At 60.7% G+C, this 23,845-nt stretch carries 27 protein-coding genes, 1 tRNA gene and 1 other annotated feature; of the genes, 19 read left to right on the top strand and 9 right to left on the bottom strand.

Annotated elements, in window-relative coordinates; translation table 11 throughout:
* Nucleotides 1–4: 4 nt before the first annotated feature.
* Together NW855_RS12310 and NW855_RS12315 are read right to left on the bottom strand one after the other, a co-directional pair.
* Nucleotides 5–430 carry a hypothetical protein gene (locus tag NW855_RS12310; protein WP_099813122.1) on the bottom strand — a complete coding sequence of 142 codons (426 nt, stop codon included), beginning with the start codon at nucleotides 428–430 and terminating at the stop codon, nucleotides 5–7.
* Nucleotides 427–1,593 carry a 5-(carboxyamino)imidazole ribonucleotide synthase gene (locus tag NW855_RS12315; protein ID WP_414508834.1) on the bottom strand — a complete coding sequence of 389 codons (1,167 nt, stop codon included), beginning with the start codon at nucleotides 1,591–1,593 and terminating at the stop codon, nucleotides 427–429. The genes NW855_RS12310 and NW855_RS12315 overlap by 4 nt, the downstream gene beginning before the upstream one ends.
* Nucleotides 1,594–1,680: 87 nt before the next feature.
* Between NW855_RS12315 and NW855_RS12320 the strand changes: the two genes are divergently transcribed.
* The 14 genes from NW855_RS12320 to NW855_RS12385 all read left to right on the top strand — a co-directional run bounded on the left by NW855_RS12320 (nucleotide 1,681) and on the right by NW855_RS12385 (nucleotide 11,001).
* Nucleotides 1,681–1,875, top strand: coding sequence for a hypothetical protein (locus tag NW855_RS12320; protein WP_414348107.1), 195 nt, complete (start codon nucleotides 1,681–1,683; stop codon nucleotides 1,873–1,875).
* Nucleotides 1,876–1,960: 85 nt separating this feature from the next.
* Entirely contained in the window at nucleotides 1,961–2,380 is a 420-nt protein-coding gene (locus NW855_RS12325) for a hypothetical protein (protein ID WP_049749759.1), read from the top strand.
* 5 nt (nucleotides 2,381–2,385) lie between these two features.
* Complete coding sequence (gene trmD / locus NW855_RS12330; protein ID WP_011430605.1) at nucleotides 2,386–3,147, top strand: tRNA (guanosine(37)-N1)-methyltransferase TrmD; 762 nt, start codon at nucleotides 2,386–2,388, stop codon at nucleotides 3,145–3,147.
* Nucleotides 3,138–3,491, top strand: coding sequence for a hypothetical protein (locus NW855_RS12335; RefSeq protein WP_099813121.1), 354 nt, complete (start codon nucleotides 3,138–3,140; stop codon nucleotides 3,489–3,491). Before trmD ends, NW855_RS12335 begins: the two co-directional genes overlap by 10 nt.
* A gap of 146 nt (nucleotides 3,492–3,637) precedes the next feature.
* Nucleotides 3,638–3,859, top strand: coding sequence for a preprotein translocase subunit SecE (secE, locus tag NW855_RS12340; protein WP_228375513.1), 222 nt, complete (start codon nucleotides 3,638–3,640; stop codon nucleotides 3,857–3,859).
* Between the two features lie 83 nt (nucleotides 3,860–3,942).
* Nucleotides 3,943–4,614: a transcription termination/antitermination protein NusG gene (nusG, locus tag NW855_RS12345; RefSeq protein ID WP_011430608.1), complete on the top strand. Its 672-nt coding sequence runs from the start codon at nucleotides 3,943–3,945 to the stop codon at nucleotides 4,612–4,614.
* A 9-nt stretch (nucleotides 4,615–4,623) separates the two neighbouring features.
* Nucleotides 4,624–5,049, top strand: coding sequence for a 50S ribosomal protein L11 (gene rplK / locus NW855_RS12350; RefSeq protein WP_011430609.1), 426 nt, complete (start codon nucleotides 4,624–4,626; stop codon nucleotides 5,047–5,049).
* A gap of 99 nt (nucleotides 5,050–5,148) precedes the next feature.
* Nucleotides 5,149–5,859, top strand: a complete 711-nt coding sequence (gene rplA / locus NW855_RS12355) for a 50S ribosomal protein L1 (protein ID WP_011430610.1) — start codon at nucleotides 5,149–5,151, stop codon at nucleotides 5,857–5,859.
* A gap of 89 nt (nucleotides 5,860–5,948) precedes the next feature.
* Nucleotides 5,949–6,104 (top strand) — a sequence feature (ribosomal protein L10 leader region).
* Nucleotides 6,105–6,177: 73 nt separating this feature from the next.
* Entirely contained in the window at nucleotides 6,178–6,741 is a 564-nt protein-coding gene (rplJ, locus tag NW855_RS12360) for a 50S ribosomal protein L10 (RefSeq protein ID WP_099813120.1), read from the top strand.
* Nucleotides 6,742–6,814: 73 nt separating this feature from the next.
* A complete protein-coding gene (gene rplL, locus NW855_RS12365) occupies nucleotides 6,815–7,228 on the top strand; it encodes a 50S ribosomal protein L7/L12 (RefSeq protein ID WP_011430613.1) in 414 nt (137 codons plus the stop codon).
* Between the two features lie 329 nt (nucleotides 7,229–7,557).
* Complete coding sequence (gene yidC / locus NW855_RS12370; protein WP_011430615.1) at nucleotides 7,558–8,736, top strand: membrane protein insertase YidC; 1,179 nt, start codon at nucleotides 7,558–7,560, stop codon at nucleotides 8,734–8,736.
* A 76-nt stretch (nucleotides 8,737–8,812) separates the two neighbouring features.
* Nucleotides 8,813–9,448 (top strand): protein jag, encoded by a 636-nt coding sequence (locus NW855_RS12375; RefSeq protein WP_240527859.1) that lies wholly within the window; start codon nucleotides 8,813–8,815, stop codon nucleotides 9,446–9,448.
* Between the two features lie 85 nt (nucleotides 9,449–9,533).
* Entirely contained in the window at nucleotides 9,534–10,037 is a 504-nt protein-coding gene (locus NW855_RS12380; protein ID WP_011430617.1) for a YceD family protein, read from the top strand.
* A gap of 52 nt (nucleotides 10,038–10,089) precedes the next feature.
* Nucleotides 10,090–11,001 carry a homogentisate phytyltransferase gene (locus tag NW855_RS12385; protein ID WP_011430618.1) on the top strand — a complete coding sequence of 304 codons (912 nt, stop codon included), beginning with the start codon at nucleotides 10,090–10,092 and terminating at the stop codon, nucleotides 10,999–11,001.
* A 58-nt stretch (nucleotides 11,002–11,059) separates the two neighbouring features.
* Here NW855_RS12385 and NW855_RS12390 read toward each other — a convergent pair whose 3' ends face one another.
* Nucleotides 11,060–11,848, bottom strand: a complete 789-nt coding sequence (locus NW855_RS12390) for a photosystem II S4 domain protein (RefSeq protein ID WP_011430619.1) — start codon at nucleotides 11,846–11,848, stop codon at nucleotides 11,060–11,062.
* Nucleotides 11,849–11,917: 69 nt separating this feature from the next.
* On the opposite strand from NW855_RS12390, the gene NW855_RS12395 reads away from it, so the two are divergent.
* Nucleotides 11,918–11,990: transfer RNA gene (locus tag NW855_RS12395), tRNA-His, on the top strand.
* 110 nt (nucleotides 11,991–12,100) lie between these two features.
* Here the strand turns inward: NW855_RS12395 and NW855_RS12400 are convergent.
* The 5 genes from NW855_RS12400 to NW855_RS12420 form a co-directional block, all read right to left on the bottom strand.
* Nucleotides 12,101–14,146: a hydantoinase/oxoprolinase family protein gene (locus NW855_RS12400; RefSeq protein WP_414402664.1), complete on the bottom strand. Its 2,046-nt coding sequence runs from the start codon at nucleotides 14,144–14,146 to the stop codon at nucleotides 12,101–12,103.
* Between the two features lie 37 nt (nucleotides 14,147–14,183).
* Entirely contained in the window at nucleotides 14,184–15,521 is a 1,338-nt protein-coding gene (locus NW855_RS12405; RefSeq protein WP_041438408.1) for a hypothetical protein, read from the bottom strand.
* A 182-nt stretch (nucleotides 15,522–15,703) separates the two neighbouring features.
* The gene (locus tag NW855_RS12410; protein WP_228375239.1) at nucleotides 15,704–16,225 is read right to left on the bottom strand and encodes a hypothetical protein; all 522 of its coding nucleotides are present in this window, start codon (nucleotides 16,223–16,225) and stop codon (nucleotides 15,704–15,706) included.
* A 12-nt stretch (nucleotides 16,226–16,237) separates the two neighbouring features.
* Nucleotides 16,238–16,858, bottom strand: coding sequence for a phycobiliprotein lyase (locus NW855_RS12415; protein WP_228375241.1), 621 nt, complete (start codon nucleotides 16,856–16,858; stop codon nucleotides 16,238–16,240).
* Nucleotides 16,859–16,880: 22 nt separating this feature from the next.
* Nucleotides 16,881–18,194 (bottom strand): S41 family peptidase, encoded by a 1,314-nt coding sequence (locus NW855_RS12420; protein WP_011430624.1) that lies wholly within the window; start codon nucleotides 18,192–18,194, stop codon nucleotides 16,881–16,883.
* 217 nt (nucleotides 18,195–18,411) lie between these two features.
* Between NW855_RS12420 and petB the strand changes: the two genes are divergently transcribed.
* The 3 genes from petB (at nucleotide 18,412) to leuB (ending at nucleotide 20,937) form a co-directional block, all read left to right on the top strand.
* A complete protein-coding gene (gene petB, locus NW855_RS12425; protein WP_011430625.1) occupies nucleotides 18,412–19,059 on the top strand; it encodes a cytochrome b6 in 648 nt (215 codons plus the stop codon).
* Between the two features lie 77 nt (nucleotides 19,060–19,136).
* The gene (gene petD / locus NW855_RS12430; RefSeq protein WP_049749760.1) at nucleotides 19,137–19,649 is read left to right on the top strand and encodes a cytochrome b6-f complex subunit IV; all 513 of its coding nucleotides are present in this window, start codon (nucleotides 19,137–19,139) and stop codon (nucleotides 19,647–19,649) included.
* 142 nt (nucleotides 19,650–19,791) lie between these two features.
* Nucleotides 19,792–20,937 (top strand): 3-isopropylmalate dehydrogenase, encoded by a 1,146-nt coding sequence (leuB, locus tag NW855_RS12435; protein ID WP_011430627.1) that lies wholly within the window; start codon nucleotides 19,792–19,794, stop codon nucleotides 20,935–20,937.
* A 115-nt stretch (nucleotides 20,938–21,052) separates the two neighbouring features.
* Here the strand turns inward: leuB and ntcA are convergent, their stop codons facing one another.
* A complete protein-coding gene (gene ntcA, locus NW855_RS12440) occupies nucleotides 21,053–21,727 on the bottom strand; it encodes a global nitrogen regulator NtcA (RefSeq protein ID WP_414508835.1) in 675 nt (224 codons plus the stop codon).
* 266 nt (nucleotides 21,728–21,993) lie between these two features.
* Here ntcA and NW855_RS12445 point away from each other — a divergent pair, with 266 nt between their 5' ends.
* Entirely contained in the window at nucleotides 21,994–23,844 is a 1,851-nt protein-coding gene (locus tag NW855_RS12445) for a M61 family metallopeptidase (RefSeq protein WP_414508836.1), read from the top strand.
* The last annotated feature ends 1 nt before the right edge of the window (nucleotide 23,845 follow it).

A 23,845-nucleotide genomic window follows, 5' to 3' on the forward strand; every position in this document is an offset into this window, starting at 1 on the left:
TGGTCTAGTCCCGCAATTCGCAGAACTCGGCCAGCAACAACTGCCCAAAGGGATCGTCATCGGGGGCGGCATAGGGCAGGGCTCGGCGGCTAAGGCTTAAGATCTGACCCCCCGATTGGGGATGGGGCTTGAGCTCGTAATCGATCCCTTCTTGGAAGCCGGCCTCTTGCAGGTAATCTTGGGCGGCTTTGAGGATCCCTGCTCGCAGTTGGGCTTTGACGGCAGGGGCCATGAGGTGGCGAACAAACCAGCGGGCGCTGTCGGGATCCACCTCGGCAAGGTATTGGAGAGCGGGAGTCAACACCGCGGAGCGCTCTTGGGGGGAGAGGCCGTTGACCTGCTGCGCTACCGCGGGCACATCCCGCCTTTGCATGGCCTGGATCAGGGTTTGGATGGCCGGAGAAAAAGAGGGATCCGACGCTTGGCTCATGGCTGCCAAAAGGATTCGAGGGTGCGGACAAGGGCCGCTGCTTCCGAAGGAGAGGGGGGGCTCGGCAGACAGACGGTAACATGGCCCAGCTTGCGCCCCGGGCGGGCGGGGGTCTTGTGGTACCAGTGCACCGTGGCATTGGGGATCGCAGCCAGGCGCTGCCGCTGCTCGGCATAGTCGCTGGTGGAGTGCTCGTAGCCCAAGAGGTTGACCATCACCGCCCCCCCACACTTGAGGGAGGGATCCCCCAAGGGAAGGCCAAGGATGGCCCGCAGATGTTGCTCAAACTGCGAGGTGTGGCAGGCTTCCAGGGTGTAGTGGCCGGAGTTGTGAACCCGCGGCGAGATCTCGTTGATCCAGATCCCAGCCTTGGGATGAGGCGGCGGCACCCAGAACAGCTCGATGGCAAACACGCCCACCGCATCCAATTTTTCCATCACCTTGACCGCCAAATCCCGGATCTCGGCCTCAACAGAGGAAGGGATGCGGGCGGGCACCAAGACGTGGCGACAGACTTGGTTAACTTGAACCGTCTCCACCACGGGGTAGATCTGGATTTCTCCCGTCAGCCCTCGCGCCACCATCACCGCCAGCTCCCGCTCAAACGGGATCCACTCTTCAACCAGCAGCGGGATCCCGGCATACTCAGCCAGAGCCTGTTGCAAGGTTGCTGGGTCGGGCAGGATGCGGGTGCCCTGCCCATCGTAGCCCTGCCGCCGCCGCTTGAGCACCAAGGGAAAGCTCAGGCTAGGTAGATCTGCCGTCTCCGCAGGCCAAAAAGCCGGCACCGGCATCCCCAGCTCTGCCAGAAACTGCCGTTGGTGCAACTTGTCCAGCAGCGGCTCTAGCGTGCTCAGGCGAGGACGAAAGCGGGATCCCTGCGGATCCAGTTTTTGCAGCTCCGCCAGCGGGATGAACTCGTTCTCAAAAGTTACCACCGGGCAGCGTTGCAGCAACTGGGCTGTGGCCTGGGTGTCGGTCACGGCACCCCAGACCACGCCGTCGGCCACGGCCACCGCCGGATCGGTAGGAGCGGCAGCCTGAACAATCAGCGGGATCCCCAATGGGCGAGCCGCCAAAGCCAACATCTGCGCCAACTGCCCACCGCCGATCACCCCCACCGGTTGGAAGCTCTGGTTTTTTGGGGATACCTGGGGTTCCACCACTGTCTCGCTATACTGACGGGTGTGCCTGCTTGGATCCAAAACCCATTATGGGATCCCTTGCCCTCTAGCGCTAGGAGAAAAACGGTGGAACCCCCTCAACCTTCTGAGCTCAGAGCTTTGATCGACCGGGCTTTGGCAGATAAGGTCTTAACCCGCGCTGAACAACAGCAGATCCTCAATGCCGTCGCAGCCGATCAAGAGGTTTCCCCAGAAGAGCACGAGCTGCTGGAATTGGTTGTGGAGCGGCTCAACAGCGGCGAGATTCGCGCCGTGGATTGAGCCCGTTCTCATATTCCAAGCGCCTCAAGCAATACCCGCCAGGCATTGCCTAGAATGGAGATCCCCACCCCCTTTGACTGCTGCCATGAGTTCTCGCTCTTCTGACTGGTTCACGCGGGCTCGCCACATCTTTTACGGCACGGCCACTGCCCTGGTGGAGATCCTCCAAGACCCGGAAAAGCGGGCCGAAAACCTCAACCGCCTCTCGATGGACTTGGCACAACTGGCAGCAGAACTGGAGCAAAAGGGGGAGCTGATCGAACAGGAGGCTGTCCGCTACGTTGAAAGTCTCAGGGATCCAGCCGCCAACGCCCCCGCCACAGTTCCAGACAGCGAGAGGCCCGCTCCTGCTGAGAGTACCCCCCCGACCACGGCTTCCCCTGCCGGCTCTGCCCCTATCTCCAAAGAAGAGATGGCCGAGCTGATGGAACTGATCCACCAGATCGAGTCTTTGCGCCTGGATCTAGAGCGGCTGCGCACAGAACCTCCCTCTGCCTCCTCCTAAGTCTTGTGCGGTTCGACGTCATCACCCTCTTCCCGGAGTTTTTTGCAACGCCGCTGCGCATCGGGCTGGTGGGCAAGGCCCTAGAGCAGGGGATTGCCGAGGTTCACTGCACCAACCCGCGGGACTTTGCCACCGACAAGCACCGCCGGGTCGATGATGAGCCCTACGGGGGCGGGGTGGGCATGGTGCTCAAGCCAGAGCCTTTCTTTGCAGCCGTCGCCTCCCTGCCCCGCCTGGATCCCTGCGAGATCATCTTGCTCACGCCCCAGGGGCAACCGCTGAACCAGGCGCTGCTGCAAGAACTTGCCCAAAAGGCGCAGCTCATCCTGCTCTGTGGCCAGTACGAAGGCTTTGACGAGCGGATCCGCCAACACCTGGCCACCCGCGAGGTGTCGCTGGGCGATTTTGTCCTGACAGGGGGGGAGATCCCGGCGCTGGCCTTGATCAACGGCGTGGTGCGGCTCTTGCCGGGCACAGTTGGTAAGATAGATTCGCTGAGGAGCGAAAGTTTCGAGACGGGGCTACTGGAGTATCCTCAGTACACCCGTCCACCGGAGTTCCAAGGGCACAAGGTGCCGCCGGTGCTTCTCTCAGGCGACCACCGAGCCATCGCCCGTTGGCGTCTGCAACAGCAGTTGGTTCGCACCTGGCGAAGGCGACCAGACCTGTTGGCCAAACGCCCCCTCACGCCTGAAGAACAACAGTTGCTGGCAGAGGGACTGGCCGAGCAGCACACCGATGTGGAGGAACAGGATCGATGTTTGTAAACCGTCTCCGCTCCCCTTTCACCCCTGTTGGCCGGCTTGGGATCCCTGCAGCGCTGGGTCTGCTTCTGCTGGGGATCCTGGCCAGCTCCGAAGTTGCCCTGGCCCAAAGGGGAGATGTCAACGAGGCCATCCGCCGCGACCGCAACGTCCAGTTGTTCGACGGCACCAGCATTGACATGAACGACCTCCTGCGGGCCGCCGAGTTTCTCTCCCGGCAAAATGCCGCCTCGCGTTGGGACAGCAAAGCCGGGATCGACGCAGCGGTAGAGCAATTCAACCGCTCCCGCCGCCCTTTGGTGCTCTCCCCCAGAGCGCTGACGCCTGAGTCCACTCCCGACCCTTGAGAGGGATCCCACCCTCAACAGATCTGTTAAGATCGCTAAGCCGATCTTGCGTGCGCTAAAAGGTGGCGCACCGTTTTCGGGATCCATCAGGAGATACCACCGTGGTTAAAAGCACCTCTTCTAGCAAAGCCGATACGGAACAGCGTTTGGATCCCGCCAGCCGGGGCCACTCCAGTTCCACTGAGTCTAAAGGGATCCCAGGCTTTCTCCAAGAGACCCGTGCGGAGTTGGCCAAAATTGTTTGGCCGAGCCGCCAGCAACTGATTAGCGAATCGGTGGGAGTTTTACTGATTGTGTTGGCCTTCGCCTCGTTCATCTACCTGGTCGATCAACTGTTCGGCTGGCTGGCCACTCAACTGTTCTCGTGAGGTTTTTCCCCAGATGGCCCCTGCCAAGGACTTGGGGAGAGGAGGCCCATGCACACAGACAGATACAGAGAGGAGGTGAGGTGATGAGCCCAGAGCCAGAGCAGCGGCGGAGAGGCCGGGGGGGCCGCCTCGAGCCCCTAGAGCCTGCGGGCACGGCGGCGGAGGGGGAAGAAAGCGAAAGTCAAGGTCGCCGCAACCTGCGCTGGTACGCCGTGCAGGTGGCTTCAGGCTGCGAAAACAAAGTCAAAAGCACCCTGATGCAGCGGGCGGCGGCTCTGGATGTGGCAGATCAGATTGTCGAGGTGGTGATCCCGAAGCGGACGGGCTTCAAGCTCGATCGATCCGGCAAGCGCCAGGAACAAGAGGAAAAGATTTTTCCCGGCTATGTGCTGGTGCGCATGGATCTCAACGACGACACCTGGATGGTGGTGAAAACCACCCCCAACGTGATCAACTTCGTCGGCACGGAAGAGAGAAGGGCCTACGGTCGTGGTCGCGGCCATGTGACGCCACGGCCCCTTAGCCCCAGCGAAGTCCAGCGCATCTTCAGCAGCGTCGAGGTGGAAGAAGTGCCCCTCAAGATCGACATGGCACCTGGGGATCGCATCGAGGTGCTCTCTGGCCCCTTCCAGGGATTTTACGGCGAGGTGGTGGATGTCAGCCCAGAGCGGGGCAAGCTCAAGGCTTTGATCTCGATTTTCGGGCGCGATACTCCGGTAGAATTAGAGTTTGGTCAAGTGCGCAAAGAGGTGTAACCGCGTTTCATGGCTAAGAAACTGGTGGCAGTGGTCAAGCTGGCCATCCAAGCGGGCAAAGCCACCCCCGCTCCCCCCATCGGCCCGGCTCTGGGCCAGCACGGGGTTAACATCATGGCCTTCTGCAAGGAATATAACGCCAAAACGGCCGATCAAGCCGGGATGGTGGTGCCGGTCGAGATCTCGATTTACGAGGATCGCAGCTTCACCTTCGTCCTCAAGACGCCGCCGGCTTCGGTGTTGATCAAAAAAGCCCTCGGCATTGAGTCGGGATCCAGTGAGCCCCACAAAGTCAAGGTAGGATCCCTGACGCGGGCGCAACTGCGCCAGATTGCCGAGCAGAAGCTGCCCGATTTGAATGCCCGTGACGTGGAGGCGGCCATGAAGATCATCGCCGGCACCGCCCGCAGCATGGGGGTGACAATAGTTGATTGATTGTCGATCGACTTAAGGATCTCTAGTCTTTGTTGTCTGGAAGTTTTGGCAGACCATTATGGGGGAGAGAAGTTCTCGCCAGCACCCCGAGGAGAAACTATGGCTCGAAAACTGTCCAAACGTATGCAAGCTTTGCGGGAGAAAGTCAAGCCCATTGCCTATCCCCCCGCAGAAGCCCTGGCCCTGATGAAGGAGACGGCCACTGCCAAATTTGACGAGGCGGCGGAGGTTCACATCCGCCTGGGGATCGATCCCAAGTACGCCGACCAGCAGTTGCGCACCACCGTCGTCTTGCCCCGCGGCACCGGGCAGGAGATTCGCGTGGCGGTGATTGCCCGCGGCGAGAAGGTTACGGAAGCCCAGAACGCAGGGGCCGACCGGGTGGGCTTTGAAGACCTGATCGAGGAGATCGGCAAGGGCGTGATCGACTTCGACCTGCTGATTGCCACCCCCGATGTGATGCCCCAGGTTGCTAAGCTGGGGCGGCTATTGGGGCCGCGCGGCCTCATGCCCTCTCCCAAGGGCGGGACGGTCACCATGGATTTGGCCCAAGCCATCAAGGAGTTCAAAGCCGGCAAGCTGGAGTACCGGGCGGACAAAACCGGCATTGTGCATTTGATCTTCGGCAAGTGCAAGTTTCCCGTCGAAGCTCTGCTGGAAAACCTGAAAGCCGTGCAGGAGTCCATTGATCGCAACCGTCCCCCTGGAGCCAAGGGCAAGTATTGGCGAGCTCTACATGTTTGTGCTACAATGGGGCCCTCGATTGAGGTTGACATCAATGCTCTGCGAGAGCTGAAGTTGGTTGCTTAAGCCTGCTTCGGCGCTGCAAAGGGGCAAAGGTAGCTGCTTGCTGTTTGAATTGGCCATTTTTCCGGAGGATCTGGGCAGAGAAGAGCTTTCCACAGTCGAATAGCGAGCCGAAGACAGCAGGGGCCAAGGGGCTTAATGTCCTGCCGAGGTTTGAGCGGAGTGCTAAGGGATCCCGTTGTGGACTGCTAGGTTACGCTTGCCTCAATGCGTCTCGGCTATGGCTGAGGCGCATTCTCTTTGGCGGCTCCAGATACCCCCTTCCGACGGCAACACCTGTTCGGCTCTCAGTGAGCCAGTGACCACAAAGGAGGTGAGCGTATGGGCAAGCAACCTTTAGCGAAAAAAGCGGAGATGGTCGATGAAGTTCGCTCCCTGTTGCAAGCCAGCCAAATGGTGCTGGTAATCGACTACAAGGGGCTGACCGTTTCCGAGATGAACCAACTGCGGGCGGAGCTGCGCAAGGCGGATGCTGTCTGCATGGTTGTTAAAAATACCTTGATGCGGCGGGCTGTCGCCGACCAAAAGGCTTGGGCAGGAATTCTTCCCTTCCTGTCAGGGCCGACGGCCTTTATCATGATCCGGGGCGATATTCCGGCAGCCCTGAAGGCGTATCAAGATTTCGCCAAGCAAACCAAGAAAACCGAGTTCCGCGGCGCCGCTGCCGAGGGGCTATCTCTGACCTTGGATCAGGCCAAGGCCATCGCCGAGCTGCCGCCCAAGGAGGTGCTCATGGCCCAGGTGGCGGGCAGCCTCAAGTCGGTAGCCACTCGACTGGCGGTTGGGCTCAATGCCGTGCCTACGCAGGTGGCCCGCGGTATCCAAGAAATCCCGGCCTCCCTGGCAAGGGCCATCCGGGCTATTGCCGACAAGGAGGCGGCCTGACGGGCTCGGCCTGTCTTGGGTTCATCGACCCGATTCCACCCTATCCACTTCGTTACCCTGAGGAGACAAGACCATGGCTTCGGAGCGTGTTCAAAAGATCCTGGAAGAGTTGAAAGCGTTGAGCTTGTTGGAAGCTTCCGAGTTGGTGAAAGCCATCGAAGAAGCCTTTGGCGTCAGTGCGGCTGCCCCGGCAGGTGGCATGGTCATGGCTGCTCCCGTGGCAGCAGCAGCGGCGCCGGCGCCGGCAGCGGCGCCTGAACCGGTGGAAGAGCAGACGGCCTTTGATGTCATTCTCGAGGCTGTCCCCGCGGATAAGAAGATCGCCGTCCTCAAGGTGGTGCGCGAGTTGACCGGCTTGGGCCTGAAAGATGCCAAAGATCTTGTGGAGGCTGCTCCCAAACCGGTCAAGGAAGGGATCCCCAAAGAGGAAGCCAACGAGATCAAGAAGAAGCTAGAGGAAGCTGGCGCCACGGTCAAGGTCAAGTAGTCCCGTCGGCAGGGGAAAGGGATCCTCATCCAGAGCGCCTCTTGCTTCCAGAAAAGGGGTGCTGCCAGAGCCCCAAGTTTAACCAGAACGATGAGGGAGGGGCAAAGCAGCCCCTCCTTTTTCACTGATATGCCGCCGCGCCCTGCCCCTCTCCCTCGGCAAGGCAGGGAAATCGTTTGGCTAGTCTCCCCTGGGAGAAGGGGAGGGTTGGCGAGGCCGGCAAGTGCCCAGGTCTCTCTTGCTGATTGGAGCGCTTCAACTCTGAAAACGCCCTCGTCAGCCGGTCGGAAACCCTTACAATGGGTTACGGACGTTCGCCAGCACCCCCCATGGACTTCGGAGTCGGATTTCTCTCCAACAACGTCATGCTGCCGATCCTGGATTTTTTCTACGGGATCGTGCCCAGCTATGGACTGGCCATCATCTTCCTGACGTTGGTGATCCGCTTTGCCCTCTACCCCCTCAACGTCGGATCCATCCGCAACATGCGGCGCATGAAGGTGATCAACCCCCTGATGCAGCGGCGGATGCGAGAGATCCAGGAAAAGTACCGGGATGACCCGCAAAAGCTGCGCGAGGCCCAGGCCAAACTGTACAGCGAGCTGGGGGTCAACCCGCTGGGGGGTTGTCTGCCGCTCTTGATTCAAATGCCGGTGCTGTTTGCTCTGTTTGCCACGCTGCGGGGATCCCCCTTTGCGGCGGTTACCTACGATGTCAACCTGCAGATCCTGCCAGCAGAGGTGGCGGCAGAGGTGGTGCCCACCCCCTACGTCAGCCCCAGCAAGAACATCTTCGTCACCGACTCGGTACACAAGCCGGTGGTGCTGGTGGCGCCCAAGGGCACCAAGATTGCCGTAGGGGAGCAGGTGCAGTTTAGGCTGCAGGGGCCGGGGGGCAAGCCCTTTGAGCAGTTGGTGGCAGAGGCGGGCGGGGATCCCACCCTGTTGCGGCCCACCTGGAAGATCACCAAAGGAGAAGAGCGGGCCCAGATCCAGCCGGATGGCACCTTGCTGGCCCTGCAGCCGGGGGAAGTGACGGTGGAGGTTGCGATCCCGGGCTTGGCCTCTGACACGGGCTTTCTGTTTATCGACAAGTTAGGCCGCGTCGGCGCCTTTGATCCGGATGGCACCATTCACTGGGACATCATCGGCATGATCGTCCTTTTCGGTGTCTCCATTTACCTGAACCAATCCCTGACCAACGCCGGCCAGGAGGATCCCAGCCAGAGCTCGATGGCCCGCATCACCCCTGTGCTGTTCTCGGCGATGTTCCTGTTCTTCCCCTTGCCGGCTGGGGTCTTGCTCTATATTCTTGTCTCCAACATCTTCCAAACCGTGCAAACCTTCTTGCTCTCGCGGGAGCCGTTGCCTGAGAACTTGCAGCAGTTGGTGGAAGAGGAGCGCCGTCGCGCTGCCCAGGCGAGCACAGGGGAAGCCAAGGAGGTTGACCGACCAGCCAAGCCAAAGGCAGCCGGGGGAGGGCGCGAATCCCTGCCCTTTGAGCCCTAGCAAGTCCTTGCTGCTTGGCTTGGGGCGGGCTTAGGTCGAGTGCTTGATACCTCTTCAGAATTGGAAGCTGCCCAGGATGAGCCGCCCTGAGTCCTCTACGGGATCTGTGAAGGGATCCGCCGCCAAAAAATCGCATCAGAAGTCTGAGGGAACCGCTGCGCCTTCCCAGGGCAAGCTTTCTCCTGCCGAACATCGAGAACGGGCCAGGCAGTGGTTGCAGCAGGTGCTGGCGGCGATGGGAATCCCGGCGGTGGTGCGAGTGGTGGGGGAGATAATCGAAATCGAGGCCGATTCTCTAACGCCGGCTCAGAAGCAAATGTTGCTCTCAAAAGCGCCTGCATCGCCCTTGCCGCCGTCCAAAGAAGCCGGCCCCGAGGAAGAGCGCTCCCCGGTGGTTTTGGATGCGTTGCAGTATTTGGCCAACACCCTTCTCAACCTCAACCAGCCAGAAGACCAACAGCAGCCCTATATCCTGGATCTGGATGGCTATCGTCAGCGCCGTTTGCAGGAGCTCAAAGCCTTGGTTGCTGTCGCGGTGGAAAAGGTGAGAACCAGTGGTCGGGAATACGAGTTTCCCGATCTCTCTGCTGCCGAGCGGCGGCAGATCCACACGCTCCTGAAAGACCCTGCCTACGCCGATCTGGAAACTTTCAGCCGTGGCAAGGAGCCTGACCGTCGCCTGGTGATCCGGCGGGCCTCTTCTCGACCCTGACCTGGAGGCGCTGGCTGTGCGGCTCTCTTGCCGATAGGGGCGATTCCGGGATCCCTGCTACCCAAGACGTATAAAGGGGGATGTCATGCTGAGGCCAATTCGTCTATCCGACCTGCGGCAGATGCCTGGTCAAACCCAAGAGGTTCACTTTAGGCAGTTTTTCCCAGGTTTTGAGAGCTTGACCCCTGTGGAGGGATCCCTGCAGGCCAGCCACCGGGGGCATTTCCTGGAGGTGAGCGCCGAGGCCCGCACCATCGTCACCCTCACCTGTCACCGCTGCCTGCAGCAGTTTAACCACCGGCTGCATCTGCAGGTTGAGGAGATCATCCTGATTCGGGAGCCCAGTCCTGAACCCCCGCCCCTGGAGTTGGAATTGCGGGACGAAGAGGATCTGCTGGAGAGCCTGCCGCCCAACGGCGAGCTGGATATCGAAGACTGGATGTACCAACACCTGCATTTGGAGATGCCCCACCAGTTGCCCTGTCGCCCCGATTGCCCGGGCATTGTGGTGGAAGCGGCTGCGCCGCCGCCGGTGGATCCCCGCTGGTCGGCCCTGGCTGCCCTCCTTAAAGACTCTCCCCATCCCTAGCCACTCTCCGCGAGAGGGCTTCGGGCCATGAGCTGTATCGCTGCTGGCTAGAATGACCCCAAATTGGCAGGTTCTTTGGCGTTTTGCTCGGCCCCACACCGTCTACGGCACCAGTGCCAGTCTACTGGGCCTCTACTTGCTGGCCGGGTTCGTGGCCGCTGAACCAACGGCCCTGCTAGCTGTCCTTCCCCAGTTGGGCGTGGCTTGGGTGGCTTGTCTGGCGGCCAATGTCTACATTGTCGGCCTCAACCAGCTCACGGATATCGAGATCGACCGCATCAACAAACCCCATCTGCCCTTGGCCGCCGGCTCCCTGAGTTGGCGACAGGGGGTGGGGATCGTCGCCGCCTGCGGGGTGGCATCCATCCTATTGGCCCTGACAGGGATCCCGTACCTGTTGTTGACGGTGCTGTTGAGCAACGGGATCGGCACGGCCTACTCCCTGCCCCCCCTGCGGTTGAAGCGGTTTCCGCTGGCGGCCTCGGCTTGTATCTATTGTGTGCGGGGGTTGATCGTCAATCTGGGCCTGTACAGCCATTTTCAGCAGTTGATGCAGGGGGGAGTCGAGCTTTCTGCTCCCATTGTTTTTCTGACAGGGTTTATGTCTATTTTTGGGCTGGTGATCGCCCTTTTCAAGGATATTCCCGACATGGAGGGGGATCGCCGGTTTGCCATTGCCACCTTTTCGTTGCGCTTTGGCCAGGAGCGGATCTCAAAGTTTTGCATCGGCATTTTGGCCGCTTGTTACCTAGCCTTTATCGCTTTGGGAAGCTATTTTCTCCTCATGGGCCGGGGCGCCTGGATGCTGTTAGGACATGGGCTGGGGTTGGGGATCCTTTTGGGCTATGGTGTTCGCCTGGATCTGGGTTGCCGCGACGCGATTGTCACCTATTATCAACTGATCTGGAAGTTGTTTTACCTGGAGTATTTGCTCTATCCTTGGGCCTTCTTCCCTTTTTCCTAACATTTGCCAGGAGCCGCGATCTTGCCCCGGCTCAGGCGGGCAGCCGATCTCCAAAAACCTAGAGATACCGCTTCATCTGGATGCGAAAGCGGCCCTTTTTCGTCTCGGCCACCTCTTCAATTTGCAGCCGACCGCGACCGCGAATGGCAATCCAATCCTGGGGGCCGACGGTGTAGCTGGCTTGGGTAATCGGCTTCCAATTAACCCGCACCTCTCCCCGCTGGATCTCTTCCACCATCTTGCTGCGAGACAGGCCAAATCCTGCCGAGGCCACTGCATCCAGGCGCAAAGAGGCTTCCACGCTGGTGATGGACTTCACCCGCGGCGGTTGAACCTTCAACTGGCTGAGAGGGATCCGGCTGACCTTGACGGGCACGCTGCGCACCTGGGTTAGGTTGAGGCTGAGATAGTCCACCAGCTCCGGCACAACGATGGCCTGGGCCCCGAATTCGCCCACCACGAGGATGTCTCCCACCTTCTCGCGGGCAATTCCCGTCGCCAAAAGGGCTCCCAAAAAGTCGCGGTGGGTGGCCGGGTCGAAAAGAAAGTTTCCTTGGATTTGAACGGCGGCCAAGGGGATCCCTTCTGCGCCTTCCACCTCCAGGCTGACCTCAGGGCGGGCCAGGGCTAGGCGTTGCCGCTCTGCCTGGGCATAGCCTCCCCAGGCCATCACCTGCAGTTCGGCCAAGTTGTGCAACCGGCTTTGTACCTCGGCTACTTCTGCCGGGGAGAGAAAGTCACTCCAGACCACTTGCCAGGTTTTGAGGGCTTGCTCCCCCAGATCCAGAATGCGCGCCAAGGTTTCTCGATACTCCGCTCCTTTCAGTAGTTCGGTTCTGGGCAGCATGTTGGGGCGCTTCAATCTTTGCGGTTCTGTTCTGTTTGTCCCATGCTAAGCTAGATCCCCAGGATCCTGGCGGGCGTAGCCAAGCGGTTAAGGCAGAGGATTGTGGTTCCTCCATTCGTGGGTTCGAGTCCCATCGTCCGCCCTGCCGCAATAACCTGGGCCCTGCCAATTTAGAGAAAACCTCAAAACCTTGCAAAACTGCTGGCAACCAAGCTGAGGAAGGGTTCCCGAGGGCCGCACCTGGCAACGGAATCACCCGCAGCTCAGGATCAGGGTTCCCACGGCGTCGATATTGCCCGTCCAACCGGCTTCGATCACCACGGTAGCCTCCGGCATCTCCACAATCGCTGGCCCGCCCAGTTGAAACCCCACCCCCATGCGCCGCCGATCGTAGACTGGGACCGGTCGCATCCGGCCGCCCGTCCAGGCCTGGCGCTCCCCCTTGAAGGGATCCCCTGGCAGGGGGGGCGGCGCCTTTAAAGGCACAGGGGGCAAAGCTTGTACCGCCCGCAGACGCAGCTGGATCACCTCCACCTCTTGGTCGGGATCCTGCCAGCCGTAGCGCTGGCGGTGGGCCTGGTGAAACCGCTGCTCCAAGAGAGAAACCGGATCCGACAACTGGGCCGGGATCTCCAGCTCAAAAGACTGGCCGCGGTAGCGCAGGTCGAGGCTGAAGGAGAGCCCCGGCTCCTGCAGGTCGGCTTGCGCCTGGCGGATGAGGGGCGCCGCCCACTGGGCCAAAAGGGATCCTCCCCCTTCCCCCTCCAACTGTTGCAGCGGCTGCAGGATGGCCCGCCGGTAGTCCCGCCGCAGATCGGCCAAAGCCATACCCAGAGCCGAGAGGACACCGGCAAAGGCTGGGACGAGGACGCGGCGGATCCCCAGCTCTTCCGCCAGGGCACAGGCGTGCATGGGCCCGGCTCCGCCAAAGGCCAACAGGGCAAAATCGGCAGGATCCAAGCCCCGCTCCACGCTGATGACCCGCAAAGCCCGCGCCATGGCCACATTGGCCAGGGTGCGAATGCCAACAGCCGTCTCCTCCAAAGTCAAACCCAAGGGCTCCGCCAGCGTTCCGATGGCCTGGCCGGCCAAGTCCCGCCGTAGGCAAACAGCGTCCCCCAGCCAGCCCCCATCCGGCAAGTAGCCCAGCCAGAGGTTGGCGTCGGTTACCGTGGGAGCCGTTCCTCCCCGCCCATAGCAGGCCGGCCCAGGGTTGGAGCCGGCACTCTCCGGCCCCACCTGCAGCCCCCCGCCCGGCAACAGCGAGGCCAGGGATCCGCCCCCGGCGCTGACGGTATGGATGTCGATCTGGGGCTGTTGCACCGGCAGGCCGCACACCACCGCTGACGGGGTAACCTGAGGGAGGCCGTCTTGAATGAGGGCCACATCGGTACTGGTTCCCCCCATATCGAAGCTGAGCAGATGGGAATAGCCGCTCAGCCAGCCCAGGTAGGCCGCCCCGTAAACGCCGCCCGCTGGCCCCGAAAGCAGCGCCACCGAGGCATGAGCCGCTGCCTGGGCAATGGAAGTGACGCCGCCGGAGGATTGCATGATCAGGGGTTCGGGGATCCCTCGCTGCCGGCAGCCCTGCGCCAAGCGGTGCAGGTAGCCCGCCAGCACCGGGCTGAGGTAGGCATCAATGGCCGTGGTGCTAAAGCGCTCGTATTCCCGAAACTCCGGCGCCACTTCGCAGGAGAGGGAAACATGCAAGTCGGGGAAAGCCTCTCTCAGGGCCGCCCCCAGGCGCTGCTCGTGCTCCGGGTAGAGGAAAGAAAACAAGAATCCCACCCCCACGGCACGGATCCCATCCCGCTCTACCCGCTCGCCCACTTCCCGGAGGACGCGCTGGATTTCCTCTTCCGTCAGCGGCTCGACCACGCCGCCGGCGCTGCAGCGCTCCTTCACCTCCAGGCAGTGGTGGCGGGGCACCACCGGCTCTGGCTTGGGCTGGGTGAGGTCGTAAAGGGAAGGGCGGTTTTGGCGACCAATGGCCAGCACATCCCGGAAGCCCGCCGTGGTCAGAAACAGGGTGGGGGATCCCTTGCGCTCCAAGAGGGCGTTGGTGGCCACCGTCATGCCGTGGCAGAACACGTCCACCTCAACTGGGCCCAGCTTGTCCAGGGCGGCAAAGACCCCCGCTTCTGGGCTGGGGGTGGAGAGCACCTTGGCTGTCCGGATCTGGCCTTCCTGGAGGAGCACCAGATCCGTGAAGGTGCCTCCCACGTCGATCCCCAGGCGGACCAGGCCCCCCTGCCTCCCATCCTGTTGCTTGCCTTGCGCGCTACTGGCATTGGCCATGGCTCGATAAGACCCTTGGGCAGGCCTCAACCCCTCGCTAGAGACGAGGCCGGGGCACCTCTTCCGACTTGCTTTCCAGGGGTTGCTCCTGCTGCAAAAGCTGGCGAAAGGCCGGCTCGTCCAGCCGGTAGTCCCGCTGCTCGATCAGATCCCGCTCCGTAGAGTAGATGGTGTCCGACTCCCGCACCACTTCTTGGCGGCGGAAGCGGCGGGCAAAGTCGAGCTTGCGCAGCAGCGCCTCGGAGGGACGCTTCAGCCGCTCTTGCCAGAACCGCCGGATGCGATTGCGGCGCTCCACCCCCTGGTTGCGGAACTGCAACGTCAGCCACCGCACTGCAGGCACTGCCAAAAACAGCGTGCCGTAGAGAAAGAGGAATCCAATCAGCGGGTAGATAAACGCCAAAAAGGCGTTGCTGCCAGCGGCGGCTGCCACCTCCTCCCGCGCCCCGTAGAGAATGGCCGCCAAGAGGAAATTGAGCACACCCAAGCCAGCAGCTAGGGTCAGTTGCTCAGGGGTGGCGCGGCTAAACACCCAGGGTTTTTCTTGCAACACCTCCGGGATCTTCTTGGAGCGGCGCTCTGAGGCGGCCACCTGTAGCTCTGGGAAGCGATAGACGATATCGCCGTCCTCGCTTACCTCCGGCTGGCCGTCGAACTTGAGCAGAATGGGCAGCATATAGTCTTCGTATTCTAGGGCCGGGGATCCCGGCTCCACATCCAGGTAGGGCAGCACCTGCTCGGCGGCGATCACCCCCCCGTTGGCGCGGATCACTTGGCCGATCAAGGCATAGCGCTCCTCTTCCAGGTTGGCGTTGGGATCCCCGTCCCCAAACAGGAAGCTGTACACCGCCTCCAAAAAGTTCATCTCCGATTTTTCCCGGCGGGGCTGCGCCCGACCGGAATAGCCCCCGTAGTAGGGGTAGGGACTCCAGAAGGGGTTGCCCACCCAAAGGTTGGGGAAGTAGAAGAACCCCACCTCGCGCGAGCGACTGCGACTGCCGCTGCCCTCTTCACGACTGCTGGCCATCTGCAGAGCTATCAACGCCAGGGTGATGAGGATAATCGACACCACCAACAGGATGCCGAAGGAGATGCGCAGCCCGTAGAGAAAGCCGCCCCACAGCTTGCGTCGCAAGGCTGCCAGCCGATCCTGCTGCTCCCTGCGCTTGAGAATGTCGCGAAAGTCGGGCGGGAAAACGTAGGCAATCTCCCCCTGCCGCGAAACCTGGAGATGCCCCCCCGCCTTTTGGGCTAACTTCAGCAACTCCTGTTTGGCCTCCTCTAGGGCCAGGCCTGTGCTGGAGGCAATATCTCCCAGAGTGACCCGCAAGCCCAACTGCTCTACTGCATCGATGACCAATGTCTGTGTAGCCACTCTCAACCTCCGCTGGTTACCTACTGTTGCCCGGGATCCAACTGGGACGCTCGCCCAGCATCTGCAGCCAAGGGTTACAGCCATCCCTATTCCCAGTATCTCTCTTCAACTCGGGGGCGACGAGGGCGGCTGTTGCTGCTTTTGGGTCAGGCAGCCTGTCTCTGCGCCGACCCAGGGCTGGGCTAGGGCAGCCAGGCCATCACCGCTAGCAGGGCGAAAAGGATCCCGATCAACACCCACGTCAGCCGTTGGGTATTCAAGGGGGGAGCAGCCTCGCGGCGGATGGGATCGGCGACTTTTGGCAGGGAAGCTGGGCGGCGGGGGCGCTCATAGACCAGACGGCGTTCCCCTGGCTCGGCCTCTTCCAGATGGCTGAGATCTGGGATTTCGAGCAACCACTCTGCTGGTCGCCGCAGACGCGGAGCCTGCCAGATGCCCAACACGTAGCGGGCCTGTTGAGCCACTTCCGGATCCGGGTTGCCCAGCAAGGTTTGCGCCAAGCGGATCGCCTCCTGGGTCTCTCCAAGGGCCTCCTCGGCCAGGGCCTGCCAGAGCCGCAGCTTGCCCGCTTGCGGGTAGCGGCTTTGGGCCTGTTTCACCTGTTCCAGAACCCGACGGTATTGTCCCCGCTCAAAGCTGGCCTCAATCCGGGCCAGATGCTGGGGCAGGCGCAAGTCTTCGGGAGGGATCAACTCCGGATCCACCGATAAACCCCCCTAGGTAAGCTTTTGTTCTACCCCAAACCCCACCAGCAGCAGCTCCTCCAAGGGCTGACCGTGAGGGGGTCGTTGGTAGGTGAGGATCTGGCGCAGGCGCAGGCGTGGGTTAAGCAAGGTGATGGTATCCACAGCAACGACGCGGGTGTAGGTGGTGGTCATCACCAGTTGCAGGGATCCGGGATCGAAGCGGAAGCTGGCCACTATGGGGCGGTCTTCCTCATAGGCCCGATCCCGCAAGTAGTCGCCCTCCAGCCCACGGGGCCCTTCTCGCCGGGGCACGAAGAGCATGTTTAGCTCTTGCCCAGCCTCCTCCCCTTTTTCGGAAACCGTCTCAAACGCCAGGTGGAAGCCCAAAAACCCGTCCACACCGTGGTTGGGGTAGTTGTTGTCGGCCAGTACCTTCTCCTTGAGCTCAGGGGTGAGGGTGCGAATGGTGAAGTCGGTGCGCGAACGCTCCACCTCCCCTCGATCCAAATAGTGGTAGGTGCGCTCGGTGTGCCAGGCGCCAATGCAGCAGTTGAAGAAGTGGTGAAATTTTTGCAGGGCATTCATGCCAGAGGGATCGAGAGCAGGGCCAAGTGGACGGCTAAACCCGATCCTAAAACGAATCGCAGACAAACAGGCACTCCCCTTCTCCCCCTCAGGTGTTAGCTGCCGCTGGGATCCCCTGGGCCACCGACAAAGTCGCCCCCAACACTTCCAAAGCCCGCTGCAACTGCCCATCCTCAGGGCCGCCCAGGCTTTCTGCCGTCAGGGGAACAGGGCCCGCGGCCACCTCCACATCGGGCTGGATCCCTTGGCGATGAATGTCGTGGCCGTTGGGGGTGAGGTATTTGGCAGTGGTCACGGCCAGCCCCGAGCCGTCCGCCAGCTCCAGCAGGGATTGGATCAGCCCCTTGCCGAAGGTGCGCGTTCCCACCAGTTGCGCCCGTCCGCTGTCCTGCAACGCCCCCGCCAAGACTTCGCTGGCGCTGGCACTGCCCTGGTTCACTAAGACGACCAAGGGGGCTGCCGTGAGGACTTCGCCGGTGGCGGGAATGCCGTCCTGAATGCCGTAGCGATCCGTCACTCGCACGATGTCGCCTTTGGGGATCCAAAAGCGAGCAATCTCAATGGCCGCCTGCAGTAACCCTCCGGGGTTGTTGCGCAGATCGAGGATGTAGCCCCGCACTCCTCGCGCTTCTGCGGCCTGGATGGCCTGACGCACTTGAGCGGCGGCATTGCCGTTAAACTGGCTGAGGCGGATGTAGGCTACCTCCCCCTGGGGCAGCTTGAAAAAACCGGTGCGCACCGGGTTGATCAGGATGGACTGCCGCACCAGCTCCACCTCCCAGATGCGCTCCTGCCGCCTTAGCCGTAGGCTAACGGTTGTGCCGCTGGGGCCGCGCATGCGTTCTGCCACCTCATCCAAGCTCAGCCCTGCCACTGGCACCTGATCCACCGCCAGGATCTCATCTTGAGGTTGGATCCCGGCCCGCTCGGCAGGAGTCCCCTCCATTGGGGCGATGACCCGTACTGCCCCCTGCCCGTCGATGGCAATCTGGAGGCCGACGCCGCTCAACTCGCCAGCAGTGGAAGTCTGCAGGCTGAGGTAGTGCTCCCTGTCCAAAAAGCGGGTGTAGGGATCCCCCAGAGTTGCCAGCATCTCCTCGATGGCCCGGTAGGTCTCTTGCCGATCCTTCAGGGGCCGAGAGAGAAAGCGCTGGCGCACCTGCCACCAGTTCTGTCCGTTGAAACCCGGATCCACGTAGGCCCGATCCACATAGGCCCACGCCTGCGCCAGCAGTTGCTGCTCTTCCCCCCAGCGGCTGGCCTGCACCTGACAGGCGCCAATGCCCAAACTCGCCCAGAGCAGGCACCCTAGCAACAAAACTCGGACAGCCTGGCGTAACCCCCATCCGATCCCCAACCCTCTGCAACTGCTTTCCCCAGATCTCGGCTTCTGCGCAATCATCGGATCCCAAACTGAAGAAGAAGCTAAGAAATACTAAGAAACGTGAACAAGATGAGACATCAGCAGGCGTTTGGGCTGTTGGTGTAGGGATCCCTGTCTCAAAGCTGAGCCCGACTTCATGATCGTGTTAACGATCGTGTTAACGAATTGTGTTACAGTGCTATAGGGAGTGGGCCCGCCCCGCCCTGGATATCCAACTCTAAAAATTGCAGGCATCATGAGCAAAGTTTACGACTGGCTAGACGAGCGGCTGGAGATCACGCCTTTCGTCGATGACGCAACCGGAAAATTCATTCCGCCCCACGTTAACATCTTCTACTGCCTCGGCGGCATCACGCTGGTGTGCTTCCTCATTCAGTTTGCCACCGGCTTTGCCATGACTTTTTACTACCGTCCAACGGTGGCCGAGGCTTTTGAATCGGTCAACTACATCATGACCCAGGTCAACTTCGGCTGGCTGCTGCGCTCCATCCACCGCTGGAGTGCTTCCATGATGGTGTTGATGATGATTCTACACACCTTCCGGGTTTACCTGACGGGGGGGTTCAAGAAGCCGCGCGAGCTGACCTGGGTAACCGGCGTGATCTTGGCGGTACTGACGGTTTCCTTTGGGGTTACCGGTTACTCCCTGCCTTGGGATCAGGTGGGCTATTGGGCAGTCAAGATCGTCTCCGGGGTGCCCAGTGCCATTCCGGTGGTGGGGGATGCCCTGGTCCAGCTTATCCGCGGCGGCGAGGCAGTTGGCCAAGCCACCCTCACCCGTTTCTACAGCCTGCACACCTTTGTGTTGCCTTGGCTGACGGCGGTCTTCATGACGATGCACTTTCTGATGATCCGCCGCCAGGGCATCTCCGGGCCTTTGTGATCCCAAACCGGTTCTTGTGAGCCGGGCACCCTGGATGCATCTTTTCAGAACTTTTGCCCTAGACAAGGAGAATGGCTATGCCGGTCTCAAAGCAAGTGATAGCAACCGAGGCGATTACCCGCAAAGTTGACCTAGACAATCCCAAAGTTTTGGCCAAGCTGAAGAAGAACATGGGCCACATGACCTACGGGGAGCCCGCTTGGCCCAACGATTTGCTCTTTATGTTCCCGGTGGTGATCCTGGGCACTATTGGGGTGATTGTCGGCCTGGCGGTCATGGATCCGGCGGGTGTCGGCGAGCCGGCGGATCCCTTTGCCACGCCGCTGGAAATTCTGCCGGAGTGGTATCTCTACCCCGCGTTTCACATTTTGCGCATTGCTCCCAACAAGCTCTTGGGCATTGCCCTGATGTCGGCCATTCCGGTCGGCCTTCTGTTTGTGCCTTTCATCGAAAACGTCAACAAGTTTCAGAATCCGCTGCGCCGCCCCGTGGCGACGACGGTGTTTTTGATCGGCACCTTGGTCACCCTCTATTTGGGCATTGGCGCCACCTTGCCTCTGGATAAGTGGGTCACCCTGGGCCTGTTCTAGAGGGCAGAATATCGGCTTGATAACTCTGAGTGCAGCAGGCCGGTGGCCGGGCTGCACTTTTTTTGGACGTGGGGGACTTTTCGGCAAACCTGGGGGCCAAGGGATGGTAATATCGCTACGCATTCTTTTGCTGTGACCGCCCATGAGCGTTCCTTCCTCTGCTGTCCGAACCTATCGGATTACAGCCCTGGCCGGAGATGGGATCGGTCCTGAAATCATGCAGGTGGGGCGGGCGGTTTTGGATGCGGTTGCCGCTCAGGTGGGGTTTTCCCTCCAGTGGCAGGAGGGCTTGATTGGCGGGGCCGCCTACGAAGCCACGGGGGATCCCTTGCCGCCAGAGACCTTGAAAATGGCCCAGGAGAGCGATGCTGTTTACTTGGCGGCAGTTGGCGACTTTAAGTACGACACCCTGCCGCGGGAGAAGCGCCCTGAGCGGGCTTTGTTGGGCTTGCGGGCGGGCCTGGGGCTGTTTGCCAACTTGCGCCCGGTGAAGATCTTTCCGCAACTGGTGCAGGCCTCTTCCCTCAAGCCGGAGGTGGTTGCCGGGATCGACCTGGTGGTGGTGCGGGAGCTCACCGGCGGCATCTACTTCGGCCAACCCAAAGGGATCTTCACAGATGCCAAGGGATCCCGGCGGGGTGTGAACACCATGGCCTACAGCGAGGCGGAGGTGGATCGCATTGCCCGTGTGGCTTTTGAACTGGCCCGCAAACGCCGGCGCAAGCTCTGCTCGGTGGATAAAGCCAATGTCCTGGAAGTGTCACAACTGTGGCGGGAGCGGGTTACCGCCATTGCGGCTGAGTACCCCGACGTGGAGCTGTCCCACCTGTACGTCGATAATGCTGCCATGCAGTTGGTGCGCTGGCCCAAGCAGTTTGACGTCATTCTCACGGAGAACCTCTTCGGGGATATCCTCTCCGACGAGGCGGCGATGCTGACCGGGTCCATCGGCATGTTGCCCTCTGCCTCTTTGGGATCCTCTGGCCCTGGGGTGTACGAACCCGTACACGGGTCAGCCCCGGATATTGCCGGACAAGACAAGGCCAACCCCATTGCCCAGGTGCTCTCCGGGGCAATGCTGCTGCGCTACTCCTTGGATCAGCCCCAGGCTGCCGACCGCATCGAACAGGCCGTCGAGGCGGTTTTGGCCCAGGGCTACCGCACTGCCGACATCTACTCTGAGGGGATGACCCTCGTCGGCTGTCGGGAAATGGGGGAAAAGATCTTGGCTGCTCTGGCCCAGCAGCAAGCCTCCCCCCAAGGATCGCTCTCAGCCCCTGGTGGTTGAGGGGAGGTTCCCTCGTCGCTGCCCTGCCCTGGTGGCACGGCTACTCCTCTCCCAGAGGGAGGGATTGTCCCGACTGGTAAATTCCTGGAAACGGCCCTAGGGGCAGCTTCTCCCCCTAGGCAAAGCGATGGCCAAGCTGCATTGGGTCGTGGACGGTGATCTTTTTCTTGTGGATGGAAATGTAGTTCTTCTTGCGCAGCTCCCCCAACAGACGAGTGATGGTGACGCGAGTGGAGCCGATCGCTTCCGCAATGGCCTGGTGGGATAGCTTGAGATCGATGGTGACTCCATTGGGGCCGGGCACCCCGAAGTCGCGGCAGAGGATCAGTAGAAAGCTGACCAGACGGGATCCCATGTCGCGGTGGGCCAGCGTCTCGATCATCATCTCCGTCTGCAAGATGCGGGAAGACAGGCTCCTGAGGAGCAACATGGAGAGCTCAGCGTTCTCCCGCAAGGATTTTTCCACCTGTTCGATGGGCAGAGAGAGCAGCTGGACGCGGGTAAAGGCCACCGCGTGATAGAAGCGGTCGGAGCGCTGCCCCGTGATGAAGGAGAGCACCCCAAAGATGCTGTTTTCCCGCAGGAGAGCGACGGTAATTTCTTCCCCCATTTCGTAGACCCGCGAGAGCTTGACAGCTCCTTTCACCAAAAAGTAAACCCGCTCCGCCGGATCCCCAGGAAAGAAGATGGTCTTACCGCGCTCAAACGTTTCGATAACCGGAGGATGGTGAGGCCCTCCCAACTGTTTGAAGGCTGCAACCAGAGATTTTTCTGCAATGGCCACTGCCATATTCTTCAACCTTTTAAGGTCAGTTTATCCCTTAGAATCAACCCAACAAGATCAGCCAGGAGTGCCGGGGTTGAGCTGCCCGCTATTGACCCAAGCCACCCTTGACTCAAAAATGACCTCGGCGGCAAGATTATCCTAAGCTAAAAGACTCTGCTTGGATATCTTTGTAGCAGGAGCTACATCTTTGAAGTCTTGTCTCCTGTCCAAGATATGCCTCTAGCGCACTGTTTTGGGACGGTGCAGGCGGGAGGTGCGAGGAAAGTTATATGGGGATCGCGCAGGGTGGGGTTGCCGCCCCTTCTCAGCTAAGCCGTCAGCATTTCACGGTGCGGATGCCGGAGCCGGCCAATCACCTTTTGGAGGTGGAACTACAGATCCAAGAGGTGGATCCAGAAGTACCTCTGCAACTGCGGCTGCCGGTGTGGACGCCGGGATCCTACCTGGTGCGGGAATATGCCCGCCATGTGCAAGAGTTTCAGGCAGCAACGGAGCAAGGGATCCCTTTGGCCTGGCGGAAGGTAGATAAGCACACTTGGGAGATCGAGCCGCCCCGCTGTTCGGCTGTCGCGATCCGCTATCGGGTCTACGCCTACGAGCTGACGGTGCGCACCAACCATTTGGATCTCACCCACGCCTACTTCAACGGGGCGGCGCTCTTTCTCTACGTGCCCGGTCGCGAGCGGGAGCCCTACACCTTGACGATAATCCCTCCCAAACCCGACTGGCACGTCGCCACCAGTTTGCGACCTTTGAGGTCTTCTTCTGAGGATGCTGCTTCCGGCCAGTCTTTTGTGGCGGCAGACTACGACGAGCTGGTGGATAGCCCGGTGGAGGTGGGCCTGCACCAGTTGCGGTCGTTTGCGGTGGAAGGGATCCCTCACTACTTCGTGGTCTGGGGAGCGGGCACCCTAAATTTGGAGCAAGCGGTGGCCGATGCCGAGAAAATTGTCCGGGCCACGGCGGCGTTTTTTGGCGAGCTGCCCTACGACCGCTACTGGTTTATTGTGCATTTGTCAGCCGGGGGATTTGGCGGCCTGGAGCACAAGTACAGTGCCACCCTCAATTATTCTGGACTGGAGCTGCATCAGCCCCACTCCTACCGCCGCTTTTTGGCGCTGCTGGCCCATGAGCTTTTCCATGCTTGGAACGTCAAGCGGCTGCGCCCTCTGGCTTTGGAGAAAATTAACTACAACCAAGAAAACTACGTGGACTGTCTGTGGTTTTGCGAGGGGGCAACCAGCTACTACGAAAATGTCATCTTGCTGCGGGCAGGGATCCTCAGCGCCGAAGATTTTTTAAAGATCCTGGCCGAGCAAATTGGCCGGCTGCAGCGCACTCCAGGTCGAGCCGTACAATCGCTGCGAGAATCCAGTTTCGACGCCTGGATCAAGCTCTACCGTCCCCACGAAAATAGCCTCAACAGCCAGGTTTCCTATTACCTAAAGGGCGCTTTGGTCTGCTGGCTGCTAGATCTGCACATTCGCCACCTCTCAGGGGGGCAGGGATCCCTGGACACGGCCCTGCGGGATCTGTGGCAGCGCTTTGGTCGGACAGAGAAAGGCTACAGCAACCAAGACTTGCAAGAGGCGTTTGAGCGGGCAGCCGGCGCCGATCTCAGCCCCTTTTTCGCCGCCTATGTGGACGGCACGGAAGAGCTAGACTACAACGCCTACCTCCACCCCTTTGGCCTCACCCTCAAGGTTCACTTCAGCCGACCCAACCCTCCCCCCTACCTGGGCCTCAACTTCAACGGCGAAGGCAATCGCATCAGCGCCGTCGAGATGGGATCCCCCGCTCAAAAAGCCGGCATCTGGGCTGGCGATGAGTTGGTGGCCTTGGATGGCTTCCGGGTAAGCGCTGCCAACTTGCCAGAACGCTTGACGGCCTATCAGCCCCACCAGATCATTTGTTTGAGCGTTTTTCAAGCCGATCAGTTGAAACATTTCTGGATCCCGTTGGATCCCCCTCGGCCCGATGTCTACACGTTGGAGGTGTTGCCTGAACTGACTCCTGCTCAAGAAGCCCTTCAGCAAGGCTGGCTGGGATCCCTTGTCGGCGCCCAGCTTCGGTCAGAGGCAGGTCCCCATCTGCTTGAAAATTCACCTATCTCCTCCTAGA

The organism is Synechococcus sp. RC10B2 (assembly GCF_047502635.1).